Source organism: Amycolatopsis balhimycina FH 1894 (genome assembly GCF_000384295.1).
GTDB lineage: Bacteria > Actinomycetota > Actinomycetes > Mycobacteriales > Pseudonocardiaceae > Amycolatopsis > Amycolatopsis balhimycina.
This window is the reverse complement of the sequence record NZ_KB913037.1, coordinates 5,052,237-5,069,164: the sequence shown is the minus strand read 5'-3', so window position 1 is coordinate 5,069,164 and position 16,928 is coordinate 5,052,237. Positions and strand designations below refer to the sequence as shown.

Below are 16,928 nucleotides of genomic sequence, written 5' to 3'. Positions count from 1 at the left end.
ATGGAGATCTGGGTACTCGGAGCCTTGGGCCGCACCGGCCGCGGCATCACCGCCGGGCTGGTGGCGAAGGGGTTGCCGGTCGTACTGGTCGGGCGCAACCGGGAACGCCTGGCGGCTACCGGTTCGAAGTTCGTCGTCGCCGACGGCGTCGAGGCCATCGCGGCGGAGATCCGGCAGCAGCGGCCGTCGGTCGTGGTCAACACCATCGGCGAGTACGCCGCCACGGCCGCGACGATCGCGCGGGCCTGCCTGCCCGGCGGCCACTACGTCGACTTGGCCGCGGACCTCGTCGCCGTCCCACGGCTGCTGGACCTGCACGAAGAGGCCCTCGCCGGCGGCGGCACCTTCGTGACCGGGGCCGGCTTCGGCGTCCTGGCGACCGAGTCCGTCGTCGCGAAGCTCTGCGACGGGCGCGCGACGCCGAGCGCGGTACGCGTCGACGCGGTGGCGTCGGTCGCCATCGAAGCGGGGACTTTGGGAGTCGCGCTGGCGGCCAGCATCGTTGACGCACTGACCACCGGCGGCCGAGAGTACCGGGACGGCCGCTTGGTCCCTTCGCGGCTCGGCGCGAACGCGCAGACGCTCGCGTTCCCGGACGGCGAGACGGCGAAGTCGGCGAGCGTGCCCTCGGGCGAGCTGGTGGCGGCTCAGCGGGTGAGCGGCGCGCCGTCGGTCACGCTGACGTCCGGTCTCGCACCCACCTCGGCCGCGGTCCGGGCGGTGCTGCCGCTGCTTGGCAAGGTCCTGTCCGTCCCGGCCCTCCGCCGGTTCGCGGTCCGGCGGCTCGCCGGGGTTCAGGCGAAGGCGGCCCCGCGACCCCGCGCACACTCGTGGGGCCACGCCGTCGTGACCTGGCCCGACGGCACGACGCGCGAAGGCTGGCTCCGCGCCGGCGAGGGAATGGACTTCACGACGGCGGTCGTGGCCGAGGTCGCGGCCCGGCTGGCGCGCGGCGAGGGCAAGCCAGGCGCGCACACACCGGCGTCGGCGCTCGGACCGGACGTCGCCGAAGCCGCGGGTGGCACCTTCCTGCTGTGACGGCCGATGCTCGGTATTGCCCCGATCGGGTACTCGTATTACGCTGTAATACGTTGGTTGAGTGGAAGGCGAACTCTACGACGGGATCCCTCTTCGCGGACCGGCGAGTCGATCCGGCTGGTCGGTCACTCGCCCGGAATGGGCCGATTGCTGGTGGTGGTCCTGCTGCCGGACCGGCACCCGCCGGAGGGAGCGTGGCTCGTGGCCACGGCTTGGCCGGCCGACAAGCGAGTGCGGCAGGTGTACCGAGGACTGTGGGAGGTGCCGTGATGACGGACAAGGAACTTCGCGACCGCATTGCCGAGGCCGCCGGGGCCGATCCGGACGCCGAAGTCGACTGGACGCCGCACCGCGAGCCGTCGAAGAGCCCGACCGCGGTCTACAGCGTCCGGATCCCGGTCGATCGCATCGAAGAACTGCGGCGGCTCGCCACCGAACGCGGCGTTCAGCCCACCGCCTTGATCCGGGCCTGGGTGCTCGCTCAGCTCGACGCGGCTCGCGCCGGTGACGAAGGCGCCCGGCAGTGGGAGAACGACGTCCGCGCGACGATCGACCACCTCCGGGCCCTGCTCGACGAACGGACCGGTGTCCCGCACGCGAGCTGAGGCCGGCTCAGGCCAGCCGGGTCAGGTGGACCGAGACGTCCAAAGTGGACTGACCGCCGCCGGTGAAGATGCCCTTCAGCGGCGCCACGTCCGCGTAGTCCCGGCCCATCGCCACCCACACGTGCCGTGGTCCGACCGGGATCGCGTTCGTCGGGTCGTACGCCCACCACCCGCCCGTCCAGACGTCGACCCACGCGTGCGACTCGCCCTCGACCACCTCGCCGAGCTTCGCGTCCGGTTTCGTGTGCAGATAGCCCGACACGTACCGCGCCGGGACGCCGATCGCGCGCAGCATCACCAGCGTGACGTGCGCGAAGTCCTGGCAGACGCCCTCGCGCGCCTGCCAGGCGTCGGTCGCCGTCGAGTGGACGCCGGTGGTGCCCGGCTGGTACTTGAGCTGCTTGTTCACCCATTCGCACACCGCGAGCACCGCGTCCGCCGGGTCGAGGCCCGTCCGCAGCGAACGGGCCTCGCGCGCCAAGGTGACGTCTCGCGGCGTGTAGTCCGTCGGGGTCAGGTACTCCGTGCGGTGGTCGACGACCGTGTCGGAACGCAGGTCCTTCCACGTCGCCGCGCGGATCGGTTCGGCCTCGTCCGCCGTCTCGACCACCGACGTCGCCAGAACGGTGAACTCCGTGTGCGGCGCGTGGAGGTCGAACGACGTCACGACCGTGCCCCAGTAGTCCGTGTACCGGTAGGCGCGGGTCGCCGGGGCCGTCTCGATGCGGGTCGCCACCGTCGTCTGGCGGCGGTCCGAGCGCGGGGTCAGCCGGGCTTCGTTGTACGACTGCGTCGCCGGTGTCGCGTACCGGTACCCCGTCCGGTGCGCCACCCGCAGCTGCCACGTCACAGCGAAACCTCCGCACCGCTCCACGCCACCCACGGCGACGTGCTGAAGTACTGCAACGACACGGATTCCCCGATTTCCCTGATCGACGTCTGCAACGCCGCGAGCCGCCGCGGCAGGTCGGTGAGCAGCTCCGACGGGCGGAGGAACTCCAGCTCGCTGCGGGCCCGGCCGAGTTCGCGCAGGGCCTCGGTCTGCTCGTTGGTGCGCGCGCCGCCGCCCGGGTCGAGCCGCTGCAGGCACTCCTCGGCCTGCAGCAGCGCGTGGAACACCGAACGCGGGAACAGCCTGTCCCGCAACAGGAACTGGACGACGCGGCCGGCGTCCAGGGCACCCCGGTACGTGCGCAGGTAGGTGTCCTGCGCGCCGGCCGAGCGCAGCACCGTGATCCAGCCCGGCGACGACGCGCGGTCCGCGACCCGGGACAGCAGCAGCCGCACCACCATGTCGGCGCGTTCGATCGAGCGGCCGAGCACCATGAACAGCCAGCCGTCGTCCCGGCTCATCGTCGAGTCGGCGAGCCCGGCGAACATCGCCGCGCGCTCCTCGATGAACGACAGGAACGCGTGCGGCCCGGCGCGCCGGGCGTAGCGCTGCCGGTCGGGCACCGCGTTCCAGGTCGCGTTCAGGCATTCCCACAGCTCGGTCGAGACGACTTCGCGGGCGCCGCGCGTGTTCTCCCGCGCCGAGTTGATCGAGCCGACGATCGACGCGGGGTTGTCCTTCGCGTACGCCACCAGCTCGGTCAGCTTCCACACGTCCAGGGATTCCGCGCCCTCCGGGTCGATGCCCAGGACGGCCAGGAGCTGGCGGCTCGCGTGGTCCGAGTCGACGGTCGCGTCTTCCAGGAGCTGGTGGACCGAGACGTTGAGGATGCGGGAGGTGTCGTCGGCGCGTTCGACGTACCGGCCGATCCAGTACAGCGACTCCGCGTTGCGTGCCAGCATTCGAACCTCCCTAACTCTGCTGTTGCTGCTGTTGCTGCGACGAGGTCAGCTCCGGCCCCTGCTCGGCGGCCAATCCGTCCACAGCGGACATCGCGCCGAGTGCGGGCCGCTCGAGTTCGCGTTCGGCCGTCGACGCGCGGGACGCCAGCACCCACGTGTCCTTCGAACCGCCGCCCTGCGAGGAGTTGACGACCAGGCTGCCCTCCGGCAGCGCCACCCGGGTCAGCCCGCCGGGCAGCACGAAGATGTCCTTGCCGTCGTTGACGGCGAACGGCCGCAGGTCGACGTGCCGCGGCGCGAGCCGGTCCTCCACCTTGGCCGGCACGGTCGAGAGCTGGACCACCGGCTGCGCGATCCAGCCGCGCCGGTGCGCGCGCACCTTGCGCCGGAGCGTGTCCAGTTCCTTCTTCGTCGCCTCCGGCCCGAACACGATCCCGTAGCCGCCGGAGCCTTCGACCGGCTTCACGACCAGTTCGTCGAGGTGCGCCATGACGTGGTCGAACTCGTCCGGCAGCCAGCACCGGAAGGTGTCCACGTTGGGCAGCAGCGGCTTCTCGTTCAGGTAGTACTTCACCATCTCCGGCACGTAGGTGTAGACGAGCTTGTCGTCCCCGACGCCGTTGCCGATGGCGTTCGCGACGACGACGTTGCCCGCGCGCGCCGCGTTGAGCACGCCCGCGATGCCGAGGACCGAGTCCGGCCGGTAGTGCACGGGATCGAGGAACTCGTCGTCGACCCGCCGGTAGATGACGTCGACCTGGCGCTCGCCCTCGGTGGTCCGCAGGTAGACGACGTTGTCGCGGCAGAACATGTCGCGGCCTTCGACCAGCTCGACCCCCATCAGCCGCGCCAGCAGCGAATGCTCGAAGTACGCCGAGTTGTGGATTCCCGGCGTGAGCACGACGACCGTCGGGTCGGCGACGTTCGCGGCCGACGCCGCGCGCAGCGCCCGCAGCAGGTGCGACGCGTAGTCACCGACCGGGCGCACGCGGTGCTGGGCGAACAGGTCCGGGAAGACCCGGGCCATCGTGCGCCGGTTCTCCATCACGTACGACACCCCGGACGGGTTGCGGAGATTGTCCTCCAGCACCCGGAACGTGCCCTCTTCGTCCCGCACCAGGTCCACACCGGACACGTGGATGCGCACGCCGTTGGGCGGGTTGATGCCGAACGCCTCGCGCTGGAAGTGCTCGCACGAGGTGATCAGCCGCCGCGGCAGCACGCCTTCGCGCAGGATCTGCCGGTCGCCGTAGATGTCGGCGAGGAACGCCTCCAGCGCGCGCACGCGCTGGGCAACGCCGCGCTCGATCTTGGCCCACTCGGCGGCCTGGATCACCCTCGGCACCAGGTCCAGCGGGAACGGCCGCTCCTGCCCGGACAAGGAGAACGTGATGCCCTGGTCGACCATCGCCCGGTCGAGCGCGAGCGCCCGGGAGTTCAGGTCGTGCGCGTCGAGGGCCGCGATCGAGTCGTACAGCGCGCGGTACGGGCCGCGGACGGTGCCGTCGGCGGCGAACATCTCGTCGTAGGCCCCGGCGTGCGGCCGTTCCGGGGAGAGGTACCCGTCGAACCGGGCACCCGGACGGGTGATCCGGCTGGTCGTCGCCTTCCGCGCGCGTCGACCGGACGGGGGCAGCCGCGGCGGGATGGCGTTCATGAACGACATCCTTGCTCACCGTGCGGCCCGGACGCGACACTCGCGCGCCGCTCTAAACATCGCTGTAACTTCACGGTGCTGTGCTTTGGTATGGATGAGTGGCAATATGCGTGCTCTCAGAACCTGAGAACTACGAGGAGTGACGACGTGCCCCGAGGAACCCAGCTCAAGGCGATCGCCCTGCTGCCTGCGTTCGCCCTGGTCGGCTTGACCGTGGCGTGCGGAGCGGGAGGCAGCGGCGCGGGCAACGTCAGTGCCAGCAACTCGGCCGCGCCGGGTGCCGGTTCGGGTGACGTCGGTACGGTCGCGAAGGACGACGCGCTGGCCGCCATGGTGCCCGCCGACATCAAGTCCGACGGCAAGATCGTGGTCGGCCAGGACCAGAGCTACCCGCCGAACGAGTTCGTCGACGGCGGCAAGGCCGCCGGCTTCGACGTCGACCTCGGCACCGCCATCGGCCAGGTGCTCGGCGTGCAGATGGACTTCCAGAACGCCGCCTTCGACGGCATCATCCCCGGCATCGGCGCCAAGAAGTACGAGCTGGCGATGTCGTCGTTCAGCATCAACGCCGAGCGGCTGCAGTCGGTCGACATGATCTCCTACTACAGCGCGGGTACCTCGCTGGCCGTGCTGAAGGGCAACCCCGACGGCCTGAAGGCCGACGACCTGTGCGGCAAGAAGGTCGCGGTGCAGAAGGGCACCACCCAGGTCGAGGACCTCGACAAGAAGAACGCCGCCTGCACCGGCGCGGGCAAGCCCGCCATCGAGGTCACGCAGCTGCAGGCCCAGACCGACGTCAACCTGGCTCTCACCGCCAAGCGCGTGCAGGGCGAGCTGGCCGACTCCCCGGTCATCGACTACGCGGTCAAGCAGACCAACGGCCAGCTCGAGTCGGTCGGCGCGCCGTACGACACGGCGCCGTACGGCATCGTGTTGCCGAAGAACAGCGGCGACTTCGGCAAGGCCGTCCAGGGCGCGATCCAGAAGCTGATCGACAGCGGCGCGTACAAGAAGATCCTGGACAAGTGGGGTCTCAACGCGACGGGCGCGGTCACCAAGTCGGAGATCAACCCGGCCTCCTGAGTCTGTCGAGTTAGGACGTAGTTCGTGAGTTCCTCCGAAGCGCCTCCTCCCGAGGCGCCGATCGACACCGAGCCCATCAAGGCCGTCCCGGTGCGCCACTACGGGCGCTGGGTGGCCGGGGTGATCGTCCTCTTCGTCGCGTTCATCGTGGCCCGCAGCGTGATCACGAACGACGCACTGCAGTGGCCGGTCGTCGGGGACTACCTCTTCGACGACCGGGTGCTGCGCGGCCTGCAGAACACGTTGATCCTGACCGTGATCTCGATGCTGATCGGGATCTTCGGCGGGATCCTGCTGGCCGTGATGCGCCTGTCGCCCAACCCGCTGACCTCGGGTGCGGCGGGCATCTACATCTGGCTGTTCCGCGGCACGCCGCTGATCACGCAGCTGGTGATCTGGAACTTCCTGGCGCTGGCCTACCCGCGCCTGGGCCTGGGCATCCCGTTCGGGCCGGAGTTCGTCAGCTGGGACACCAACCAGCTGATCACGCAGTTCACCGCGTCGCTGCTCGGTCTTGGGCTCAACGAAGCCGCATACATGGCCGAGATCGTGCGTGGTGGCATCCAGTCGGTCGACTCGGGCCAGCTGGAAGCGGCGAGCGCGCTCGGCATGAGCCGGACGAGGACCCTGCGGCGGATCATCCTGCCGCAGGCGATGCGGGTGATCATCCCGCCGACCGGCAACGAGACGATCTCGATGCTGAAGACGACGTCGCTGGTCGTGGCCATCGGGTACTTCGAGCTGATGGTCGCGGTCCAGACCATCTACTCGCAGAACTACAAGACGGTCCCGCTGCTCATCACGGCGGCCGCCTGGTACCTGTTCATGACGTCGGTCCTGACGCTGATCCAGATGCAGATCGAGAAGCGCTTCTCCCGCGGTACCTCGCGGGACGTCGTCCAGCGGGCCGGCTGGCGGTCGAGGGTGTTCGGCCGGGGTGGAGGGAACGTCACATGACCCCCGTGGTGTCCGCGCAGAAGATCTACAAGAGCTTCGGCAGCGTCGACGTCCTCAAGGGCATCGACCTCGTGGTGCACGAGCGTGAGGTGCTCTGCCTGATCGGGCCGTCCGGCTCGGGCAAGTCGACGCTGCTGCGCTGCATCAACCACCTCGAGAAGATCGACGCCGGCCGGCTTTACGTCGACGGCGTGCTGGTCGGCTACAAGCAGCGCGGCGACAAGCTGCACGAGCTGCGCGAGAACGAGGTCGCGTTCCAGCGCAAGGACATCGGCATGGTGTTCCAGCGGTTCAACCTCTTCCCGCACATGACGGCGCTCGAAAACGTCATGGAAGCGCCGATCCAGGTCCGGCGCGAGCCGAAGGCCCAGGTGCGGCAGCGTGCGCTGGAGCTGCTGGAGCGCGTCGGCCTCGCGGACAAGGCGAAGAACTACCCGGCGCAGCTGTCCGGCGGGCAGCAGCAGCGCGTCGCGATCGCGCGGGCACTGGCGATGAAACCGAAGCTGATGCTGTTCGACGAGCCGACGTCCGCGCTGGACCCGGAGCTCGTCGGCGACGTCCTCGGCGTGATGAAGCAGCTCGCCAAGGACGGCATGACCATGGTCGTCGTCACGCACGAGATGCAGTTCGCGCGCGAGGTGGCGGACAAGGTCCTGTTCATGGACGGCGGGGTCGTCGTCGAAGAGGGCCCGCCCGACCAGGTCATCGGGAGCCCCCGTGAGGAACGGACCAAGTCGTTCCTCGCCCGGGTGCTGAATCCCAACGCCTGAGGGTCTTACGGCGGAAACGGTGTTCCGGCACCGTTTCCGCCGTTTTTTCGCTACCTTGATGGCAGGGGCCGGAGGGGGAGTTCATGACGACCGAGAACGCGTTGCCGCCCCTCGACCCGTTCGCCGGTATCCCCGACCGCCGGTACGAGGTCAGGGCCTCCGAGCTGCTGAAACCGGGCAACGCCGGGCTGCTGCGCTGGCGGCGTCAGGCCACGAACGCCCCGATCGTCTACGTCGAGGACGCCTACATCACCGGCACCCTGGACCTGCGGGCCGCGGACCTGAAGTACCTGTTCCGGTTCGAGCGCTGCCGGTTCGAGCAGCCGCCGGACGTGCGCGAGGCGAACCTGCTCGGCCTGGTCTTCCGCAAGTGCTGGCTGCCCGGGCTGAAGGCGCGCAACATGCGCAGCCGCAACGACGTCCGGCTGATCCGCAGCGTCGTGCAGGTCGACGGCGCCGACCGCGAGATCGAGGAGACCACGGTCCAGCGCGGCGACGACCGCGAACGCGGGATGCCGAACGCCGCGGTCAACCTGACCGACGCCGTGATCGAGGGGTCGATGGTGCTGACCCGCACCGTCATCTCGCACCCGCACGGGAAGGCGATCCAGGCCGACCGGCTCGTGCTGACCGGCGCGCTGCTGGCCTACCGGATGGTCGCCAACGGCGAAGTCCGGCTTCCCGGCGTCAGGACCGGCGGTAACGTCAACTTCTCCGGCGCGACGCTGAACAACCCGGACGGCTTCGCGCTCAACGGCAACGGCCTGCACATCGGCGGCAGCCTGCTGTGCGAGGTGGACAACTACGGCCCGGCCAGCCAGCGCAAACGCTTCTCCGCCACCGGGATCATGTACCTGCCGAGCGCCACGGTCGACAGCGACATCTCGCTGCGCGAAGCCAAGCTGACGGTGTCGCAGCACGGGCCGATCGCCGTCGACGCGTGGAAGTCCAACGACCCGTACCTGGACCCGCGGCCGGCGCTGGTCGCGGACCGGATGCGCGTCGACGGGAACGTCGAGCTGTCGGACGGCCTGCAGGCCCTGGGCACGCTGCGGATGGTCAACGCCCGGATCGGCGGCTCGCTGCGGCTGGCCGGCGCCGAGATCCGGGTCGAGCGCGGCAAGACGGTGCCGTACTACGACCGCGCGCTGCACCTGGACGGCACCGAGATCGGCGGCGACATCGAGGCGACGAGCCTGCGCGTGCCCGCCGGGCAGCTGCGGCTGGCCGACGTCACCGTCGGTGGCAACTTCCTGGCCTGGAACTCGATGTTCCGCCATCCGGGCCGGGACGTGTTCTCGGCGCGCCGCTCGAAGATCGCGGGCAACTTCCAGCTCACCGACGCCACGATCCACGGCACGCTGCGGCTGCAGGGTGTGGACGTCGGCGGCAGCATCAACCTGGCGGGCACCCGGCTCACCGAGCCCGGCCAGCGCGCCACCAGCAGCTACTCCCTCGACGTCCGGACCGGCCGGGTCGGCCGCGACCTGACGCTGCGGGACAACAACGGCCGCCCGTTCGTCGCGGAAGGCGGCGTCAACCTCGACGGCGCGCAGGTCGCCCGGCGCGTGGACCTGCGCGGTTCCCAGCTGGGGTCGCTGCCCCCGTTCGGCGTGGCCCTGGACGCGGGCGACGTCGCCTCGGACGAGTTCATCCTGACGCCGAGCAGCCCGCCGACGGGCCGGATCGTGCTCCGGCGCGCCCACTGCGGAACGCTGAGCGACAACGACCAGTTCTGGGCGGCGTCCGACGGCATCGAGCTGGAGGACTTCCGCTACGACGCGCTCAAGAAGGGCATCCCGCTCGCCGACGACAAGGCACTCGACGACCGCATCGAGCTGCTGCGCAGGGCGATGCGCGGCTACCGGCCAGGCCCGTACGACCAGCTCGCGCACATGCTGCGCGCGGCGGGAAACGAAGAGCACGCCTCGACGGTGGCCCTGCGCAAGCAGCAGTTCCGCTACGAGGCACTCGCCAGGGGGTTCCAGTTCTTCGGCCCGGGCGTCCGGCTGTGGAGCTGGCTGCAGCGATCGATGGTCGGCTACGGCTACCGCCCGGTGCGCGCGCTCGGCTGGCTGCTGACGCTGCTGGTGCTGGGCAGCCTGTGGTTCGGCCTGGGCTCCGACGACTGCATCCACGACAAGTCCGGCCGCTTCATGACCAGCGGTCCCCGCTGCGTGGTGAACCAGCAGGACACGGGCCTGCAGTGGAACCCGGTGATCTACACGGCCGACCTGCTGGTCCCGATCGTCGACTTCGGCAACAAGTCGAGGTGGTACATGCACGGCCCGGACAACTGGGTGGCGGCCGGCTTCACGGCTTCGGGCTGGATCCTGGCGACCACCGTGGCGGCCGGCGTCAGCCGCATGCTGCGCCGGGAGAACTGAGGGCCCGGCCCGCCGTCGGCCCCAGAGCAGCCCCCACCCTCTCCGGCAGGGTTCCGGCAAAGTCGTTTGTGGTGGTCATGTGGGTATTCCGAGCAGGGTGAGGGCTCGGGTGGCGTTGCGGGCGGTGTGGCGGAGTGCTTTGGCGATGTTGTTGTGTCCGGCTTGTCGGTGTGCGCTGGTGGCGAGGTTGCGGAGGGTGGCCATGACGCGGGGTGCGGTGCCGGTGCGGGCTCGTGATTGGTCTTCTTTGTAGGTGACGTCGCGGACGTAGTGGAGTTTGTTTTCGATGTGCCAGTGGCTGCGGACGTAGTCTCCGATGTGGGCGGGGTGGGCCCAGGGGCCGGTGAGGCTGGTGAGGCCGAATGCGGCGTGGGCGGAGCGTTTCTGGCTGGTGTGGTGGGTGGTGTAGCGCTCGATGAGGAACGCGTGCGTGGCGTGGGGGAAGTCGATGGCGGGGTAGCCGAGGTACTCGCCCAGGGGTGCGAGCTGGACGGTGCGGCGTTCGCTGCGGCCGTGCCCGCTGCCGCTGGTGATGTGGGCGGGGATCTCGTGCCAGGGCAGGGTGTCGAGCAGGCTATGGAGACGGTGCTGGTTCTCCTTGACGGTGAACACGTAGTCCGCGCCGCGTTGATGCAGGTAGCGGGCATGGGCGGCGGTGGTGTGCAGGGCGTCGGCGGTGACCACCCGCCCGGCCAGGTCGATGGTGTCCAGCAGGGGTTGGAACCAGGTGATTTCGCTGCTGCCGGCCGGGACCTGGCGTTGACCGAGCACCGTTGCCGTCTCGTGGGTGATCGCGGCCAGCAGGTGCACTCCGGCGCCGCCGGTGCGGGCGAAGGTGCCTCGCAAGGATTTGCCGTCCACTGCGATCGCTGCCGGCGCGGTCTCGGCCGGGTCGGGGTCATCGGTGTTGTGGCCGGTGAGCCAGCTGCTGATCACGTCGTCGAGGAGGTCGCCGTCGACCCGGGCGGCCACGCGCCGCACGGTGGCTTCATCGGGTGCTGCATACCGGGCTTGGCGGGGATCGAACCGGGCGCCGAGAGCGGCCAGTACCGGCTGGGGCGCGTCGGCGGCCCATTCGCCGATCGCGGTGAACGACTGGGCTCCCGCCACGACGGCTGCGGCGGCGAGCGCCAGAATCGACCCGATCGAATGCCGGACCCCACGCCGATCTCGTGGGTCAGGCACCCCAGTCAGATGTTTTCGCAGGTCAGCTGCCCAGCACGGCTCAGCTTCGGGATCGATGACCGGGGCCAGACGATCAAGTACGACAGGGATCAGGCACGATTGCGCAGCGGGCATGGCTCTCTCACACGATCATGGGACTTCGACAATCACATGATCAATGAGAGCCGTGCCCGCCCTGCAATCAGGCCAAAAGACTTTGCCGGAACCCTGACCCTCTCCGGGGGGCGTCCCCAGGTCCAGTCTATCGGCCGGGGGTGACAGTCCCGGCCGGTTCGCCGTTCTCGGCCCGAGCTGTCCACATCACTCTTTCGGTATCCACAGGCCTGGCCGCCGAAGCTAGTCGATGAAGCGGGACCAGAACGGGATGTACCGCGGGCCGTCCGGTGGGGCGGTGCTTATTCCGCCCGTGGCGAACTCGCGGTGCAGATAATCCCGCAGGTCACAGCCGTAGACGACGATGTCCGTCTGGTACACCGACAGCACCGGGTGGCCCACCGTTCCCGGCAGGCCGGGCAGGTAGCGGTGCCCGCACACCGGGACCAGTTGCGGCACGTCGGCCAGGCGCCGCCGGGCTTCGCGGACCGCGTCCTCCGGGCCAACCGGGCGCGTGCCCCAGTCGGGGAGCCAGAAGCCGTTGTGTTCGACGTCGTACAGCACTCCGTCGACCGGCCATGCCAACCGTTTGCGCAACTGCTCGGGGTTGCCGCAGCGCCAGTCGGGCCAGCGGTCGCCGATCGGGATGCCCGCGGACAGGAACGTCCGGTGGTCCGCGGCGAAGCGGAAGCCGAACCGGCGCTCGACGTCGTCGAGCTCGGTCTCGGTCAGCCCGGGACGCACGGGTTCCCGGAGGTTCTCTTGCAGGTGCCGCGCCTCCTCCGGAGTGAGGGCACCGGCCGGCTGGACGGGGGTCATGACCAGGAGCCTAAGCGGCGGCTCACCCGCACCGCGCGCCCTTTTCCCCGCCGACCTGGGCGAACCCCGGTGGGGTGAGTTTGTTCTCTCATCGGCCGGACCGCGGAACAGAGCGTGCCCGCGTGTAGTTCACTCTTCCCGTGACTTCTCCACGACCGCAGAGCCGCGTGCGTGCCCCCGAGCTGCGCGGCGACGTCTGGCTGAACACCGGCGACCGCCCGATCACCCTCACCGGGCTACGCGGGCGCATCGTCCTGCTGGACTTCTGGACCAGCGGCTGCATCAACTGCCTTCACGTGCTCGACGAGCTGCGTCCGCTCGAAGCGGAATTCGCGGACGTGCTGGTCACGATCGGCGTCCACTCGCCGAAGTTCCTGCACGAGGGCGAGCGCGCCTCGATCGAAGCCGCGGTCCGCCGCTACGAGGTGCACCACCCGGTCGTCAACGACCCGAAGATGGAGCTGTGGTCGCAGTACGCCGTCCGCGCGTGGCCGACGCTGGTCGTCGTCGACCCCGAGGGGTACGTCGTGCACGTGGCGGCGGGCGAAGGGCACGAAGAGGCGCTTCGCCGTGTCATCGCGGACCTCGTGACGAAGCACGAAGCGAAGGGGACGCTCCGCCGCGGCGGCAGCCCGTACGTGCCGGTCGAGGAGCAGCCCGGCGAGCTGCGGTTCCCCAGCAAGGCCGTCGCGACCGCCGAGGGACGCGTCCTGGTCGCGGACACCGGGCACCACGCGATCGTCGAGTTCGCTTCGGACGGCGAGACCGTCATCCGCCGCTTCGGCAGCGGCGCTCGCGGTGGCCAGGACGGTCCGTTCGACATCGCGACCTTCACCGAGCCGTCGGGCATCGCGCTCCTGCCGTACGACGTCGCCGAGCGCGTCGGCTACCACGCCGTGGTCGCCGACACCGCCGGGCACCGGCTGCGCGGCCTCGACCTGATCACCGGCGAGGTCACCACGGTCGCCGGCACCGGCGCGCAGTGGCGCAACGGGCCGGACTCCGGCAAGGGCGTCGAGGTCGACCTGACCAGTCCGTGGGACGTCGCCTGGTGGGGCCCGGCCGGCGGGATCGTCGTCGCCATGGCGGGCAACCACACGCTGAGCGTGTTCGACCCGGTCACGGCCACGATCCGCCGCTTCGCCGGGACGACCGTCGAAGGTCTCCGAGACGGCGACGTCAGCGAAGCGTTCTTCGCGCAGACGTCCGGCCTGGCCGTGGACGGCGACAAGCTGTGGCTCGTCGACGCGGAGACGTCGGCGCTGCGCTGGATCGAGCCCGACGGCGAGACGTTCACGGTGCACACCGCGATCGGCGTCGACCTCTTCTCCTTCGGCCACACCGACGGCCCGGCCGACAAGGCGCTGCTCCAGCACCCGCTCGGCCTCGCCGTGCTGCCCGGCGACAAGATCGCGATCGCCGACACCTACAACGGCGCCGTCCGCCGCTTCGACGTCTTCACCCGCCAGGTGACCACGGTCGCCACCGGGCTCGCCGAACCGCAGGGGCTGCTGCCGCACGACGGCGAGCTGCTGGTCGTCGAGTCCGCGGGCAACCGGATCGCGGCGCTGCCCACGGCCGAGCCGACGGTCGTCACCGGCGACGCGCACGCCGTGCGCAGGCCGCCGACGGTGCTCACACCGGGCGAGATCGACTTCTCCGTCGTCTTCACGGCGCCACCCGGCGAGAAGCTGGACGACCGCTTCGGCCCGTCGACGCGGCTCGAGATCAGCGCGTCGCCGCCTTCGCTGCTCGTCGACGGCGGTGGCACCGGCACGGACCTGACGCGCAAGATCCGGCTCGCTCCGGATGTCACCGAGGGCGTGCTGCAGGTGGTCGCGCAGGCGGCGAGCTGCGACGACGGCGCCGAGCACCCGGCGTGCCGCATCACCCGGCAGGACTGGGGAGTGCCGGTGCGGCTGGAGAGCGGCGGCGCGCGGGAACTCAGCCTGGTCATGGCCGGTGAGCCCAGGACCGGCGAGTAGCATGCGGGCCGTGTCTGACGGGCCGAAACTCGAGATCCAGATGCTGCACGACCGCGTGCTCGTGCGGCTGTCCCCGGAAGAGGGCGAGCGCCGCAGCAGCGGCGGCATCGTGATCCCGGCGACGGCGCAGGTAGCGCGCCGCCTCTCCTGGGGTGATGTACTGGGCGTCGGCAACAGTGTGCGGAACGTCAAGACCGGCGACCGCGTGCTCTTCAACCCGGAGGACCAGTTCGAGGTCGAGATCCAGGGCGAGGGGCACCTGGTGATGCGCGAACGCGACATCCACGCCGTGGCGATGGAGCGGACCGAGCACGGGACGGGGCTCTACCTGTAGGTCGGGTCCCGCGGAGGGCAAGGCGTGGCAGACGAAAAGGTCCGCGAGGGCGCGGAAACGCTCGAAGCCGAGCGCGCTGACGCGCCGGCCGAGCCCGCGGTGGTCGAGTCCGAGGTGGTCGACGGAACGGCTGCCGAGGTGTGGCCCGAAGCCGAGCCAGAGCCGTTGGTGATGGCTGAGTCGGTGAGTGTCGCCGGGGCAGAGCTCGAGCTGCCGGTGGTCGAGCCGGTGCACGCCACGGAGACCAAGCCTGCGCCGTTGGTGGCTGAGCCGGTGAGTGCCGCTGAGGCGGAGCCTGAGCAGCTGGTGGCCATGCCGGTTGGTGCCGCCGAGACCGAACCCGAGCCGGGCGCGGCCGCGCCCACTGTTGAAGCGTCGGCCGTGGTCACCACCGATCTCTTCGCCGACGATCTGCTCGGCGAACTCCTCGAGACCCCCGCGCCGCCGCCAGCTCCGGAAACTCCGGCTCGGAAGCTGCGCCGGGGCGTTGCCCGGACGATGATGGCCGTCGGGCTCGCGCTCGGCCTGTTCGTCATCCTCTATGCCGTCGACCTGGTCTTCAGCGCCGGGGATGTGCCGCGGGGCGTGACCGTTGCCGGGGTCGACGTCGGTGGGCTGACCCACGCCGAGGCGGAAGCCAAGCTGCGCAACGAACTCGAGCCGCGGCTGATCCGGCCCGTCGTGATCCACGGCGGGGATGTCCAGGCCGAAATCGTGCCCTCGCAGTCCGGTCTCGGGCTCGACTGGCCCAACACCCTCGGGCTCGCCGGGCACCAGCCGCTCAGTCCCATCACGCGGATCATGTCGTTCTTCACCAGCCGCGAGGTCGGTGTCGCGACGCGCACCGATCCCAACCAGGTCAGCCAGACCCTGCGCGAGCTGGCCCAGGGCAAGCTCGACCACCCGGCCACCGAAGGCTCGGTCGGGTTCGCGCCCACCCCGGGCAGCGACGGCGGTGTCACGCCCTACCCCATCCTGCCGCGGCAGGGCCAGCGGCTCGCCGACCTCGCCGGGGCCGTGCACACCGTCACCGACCACTGGCTGGACCGCGGCGGGGTCAAGCTGGCCATGGCGACCACGCCAGTGCGGGCCACCGCCGCCGGCGTGCAGGCGGCCTACCAGCAGATCGTCGTGCCCGCGGTCGCGAAGCCCGTCGTCGTGCACGGGCAGGGCAAGGACGTCCCGCTGAAGCCGGCCGCGATCGCTTCCTCCTTCCAGTTCGCGCCGGTCGAGGGCGGGGCCGTCGAGGTCCGCATCGACCAGGGCAAGCTGCAGGCCGCCCTCAAGGACGAGCTCGCGGCCACCGAGACCGACGGCAAGGACGCGCAGATCGTCTTCAACGGCGACCAGCCGGCGATCGACCCGTCCGAAGACGCCAGGAAGGTCGACTGGGAGAAGACCTTCCGCCCGCTGATCGACGTGCTCAAGAAGACCGGCGGACGCGATCTCCCGGTCGTCTACAGCGCGACGAAACCCGGCGTGACCACCGAAGCCGCCGGTGCGCTCGGCATCAAGGAGGTCATCGGCGAGTTCACCACCGGCGGACTGACCGGCCCGGCTGTGACGAACTCCGCCGCACTCAAGAACTCCGCCGCACTCAAAAACAATCAGACGCTCGCAGCGCGCGTGTCCGGCACGATCGTCAAGCCCGGCGAGACGTTCAGCCTTGGAGGCCGGTCCGGCCCGCGCACCGCCGCCACCGGCTACGTGCCCGCTCCCGTCGACGAGGACGGGACCGGCCCGGACGTGGCCGGCGGTGGCGTCTCGCAGCTGGCGTCCACTTTGTACAACGCCGGTTACCTCGCCGGCCTGGCCGACGGCGGCCACCTGGAGCACGACCACTACCTCGATCGGTACCCCGTCGGCCGCGACGCCAAGGCCGTCAACGCCGACGGCAGCCCGGTCGAGCTCAAGCTGACCAACGACGCGCCGACCGGTATCGCGATCCAGGCCACCGTGTCCGGCGACTCCGTGACGGTCCGGATCTGGGGCACCCGGCACTACCGTGTCGAGGGCCAGACCGGCGCGCAGACACCCGGAGACCCACCGCCGATCCAGTTCGGCTCCGGCGGCTCGGGCGCGTGCCTTCCGTCGATCGGTTCGGCCGGCTTCAGCGTCACCGACACGCGCGTGCTCTACGACGTCGCGAGCGGTGCCGAGGTCCGGCGGACGTCGCACACGGCGACCTACGGCCCGCGTCCGACCGTTCTCTGTTGAGTTG

Annotated in this window: 15 protein-coding genes; 10 read left to right on the top strand and 5 right to left on the bottom strand. The window is 70.3% G+C overall.

Annotated features, from left to right (window positions below):
• From A3CE_RS0122660 to A3CE_RS0122650, 3 genes are all read left to right on the top strand, one after another.
• Positions 1 to 1,038, top strand: a complete 1,038-nt coding sequence (locus tag A3CE_RS0122660; RefSeq protein ID WP_020642403.1) for a saccharopine dehydrogenase family protein — start codon at positions 1 to 3, stop codon at positions 1,036 to 1,038.
• A gap of 138 nt (positions 1,039 to 1,176) precedes the next feature.
• Positions 1,177 to 1,308: a hypothetical protein gene (locus tag A3CE_RS59335; RefSeq protein ID WP_260473755.1), complete on the top strand. Its 132-nt coding sequence runs from the start codon at positions 1,177 to 1,179 to the stop codon at positions 1,306 to 1,308.
• Positions 1,308 to 1,643: a hypothetical protein gene (locus A3CE_RS0122650; RefSeq protein ID WP_020642401.1), complete on the top strand. Its 336-nt coding sequence runs from the start codon at positions 1,308 to 1,310 to the stop codon at positions 1,641 to 1,643. Before A3CE_RS59335 ends, A3CE_RS0122650 begins: the two co-directional genes overlap by 1 nt.
• A gap of 7 nt (positions 1,644 to 1,650) precedes the next feature.
• On the opposite strand, the gene A3CE_RS0122645 is transcribed toward A3CE_RS0122650, so the two are convergent.
• From A3CE_RS0122645 to A3CE_RS0122635, 3 genes are read right to left on the bottom strand one after another with little or no spacing between them, the layout of a single operon-like run.
• Entirely contained in the window at positions 1,651 to 2,493 is an 843-nt protein-coding gene (locus tag A3CE_RS0122645) for a transglutaminase family protein (RefSeq protein ID WP_020642400.1), read from the bottom strand.
• Complete coding sequence (locus A3CE_RS0122640) at positions 2,490 to 3,437, bottom strand: alpha-E domain-containing protein (RefSeq protein ID WP_020642399.1); 948 nt, start codon at positions 3,435 to 3,437, stop codon at positions 2,490 to 2,492. The genes A3CE_RS0122645 and A3CE_RS0122640 overlap by 4 nt, the downstream gene beginning before the upstream one ends.
• 10 nt (positions 3,438 to 3,447) lie before the next feature.
• A complete protein-coding gene (locus A3CE_RS0122635) occupies positions 3,448 to 5,103 on the bottom strand; it encodes a circularly permuted type 2 ATP-grasp protein (protein WP_026468757.1) in 1,656 nt (551 codons plus the stop codon).
• A 138-nt stretch (positions 5,104 to 5,241) separates the two neighbouring features.
• On the opposite strand from A3CE_RS0122635, the gene A3CE_RS0122630 reads away from it, so the two are divergent.
• From A3CE_RS0122630 to A3CE_RS0122615, 4 genes are all read left to right on the top strand, one after another.
• Positions 5,242 to 6,177 (top strand): ABC transporter substrate-binding protein, encoded by a 936-nt coding sequence (locus tag A3CE_RS0122630; protein WP_020642397.1) that lies wholly within the window; start codon positions 5,242 to 5,244, stop codon positions 6,175 to 6,177.
• A 24-nt stretch (positions 6,178 to 6,201) separates the two neighbouring features.
• Positions 6,202 to 7,134, top strand: coding sequence for an amino acid ABC transporter permease (locus A3CE_RS0122625; RefSeq protein ID WP_020642396.1), 933 nt, complete (start codon positions 6,202 to 6,204; stop codon positions 7,132 to 7,134).
• Positions 7,131 to 7,904: an amino acid ABC transporter ATP-binding protein gene (locus A3CE_RS0122620; RefSeq protein WP_020642395.1), complete on the top strand. Its 774-nt coding sequence runs from the start codon at positions 7,131 to 7,133 to the stop codon at positions 7,902 to 7,904. Before A3CE_RS0122625 ends, A3CE_RS0122620 begins: the two co-directional genes overlap by 4 nt.
• A gap of 83 nt (positions 7,905 to 7,987) precedes the next feature.
• Positions 7,988 to 10,291: a hypothetical protein gene (locus A3CE_RS0122615; RefSeq protein WP_020642394.1), complete on the top strand. Its 2,304-nt coding sequence runs from the start codon at positions 7,988 to 7,990 to the stop codon at positions 10,289 to 10,291.
• A gap of 75 nt (positions 10,292 to 10,366) precedes the next feature.
• On the opposite strand, the gene A3CE_RS0122610 is transcribed toward A3CE_RS0122615, so the two are convergent.
• Both A3CE_RS0122610 and A3CE_RS0122605 read right to left on the bottom strand, forming a co-directional pair.
• Entirely contained in the window at positions 10,367 to 11,590 is a 1,224-nt protein-coding gene (locus A3CE_RS0122610) for an ISAs1 family transposase (protein WP_260473756.1), read from the bottom strand.
• Between the two features lie 222 nt (positions 11,591 to 11,812).
• A complete protein-coding gene (locus A3CE_RS0122605; protein WP_020642392.1) occupies positions 11,813 to 12,388 on the bottom strand; it encodes a hypothetical protein in 576 nt (191 codons plus the stop codon).
• A 167-nt stretch (positions 12,389 to 12,555) separates the two neighbouring features.
• Here A3CE_RS0122605 and A3CE_RS0122600 point away from each other — a divergent pair, with 167 nt between their 5' ends.
• From A3CE_RS0122600 to A3CE_RS0122590, 3 genes are read left to right on the top strand one after another with little or no spacing between them, the layout of a single operon-like run.
• The gene (locus tag A3CE_RS0122600; protein ID WP_020642391.1) at positions 12,556 to 14,373 is read left to right on the top strand and encodes an NHL domain-containing thioredoxin family protein; all 1,818 of its coding nucleotides are present in this window, start codon (positions 12,556 to 12,558) and stop codon (positions 14,371 to 14,373) included.
• A 1-nt stretch (position 14,374) separates the two neighbouring features.
• Entirely contained in the window at positions 14,375 to 14,707 is a 333-nt protein-coding gene (locus tag A3CE_RS0122595) for a GroES family chaperonin (protein WP_020642390.1), read from the top strand.
• A 24-nt stretch (positions 14,708 to 14,731) separates the two neighbouring features.
• Positions 14,732 to 16,924, top strand: a complete 2,193-nt coding sequence (locus A3CE_RS0122590; protein WP_020642389.1) for a VanW family protein — start codon at positions 14,732 to 14,734, stop codon at positions 16,922 to 16,924.
• Positions 16,925 to 16,928: the final 4 nt, after the last annotated feature.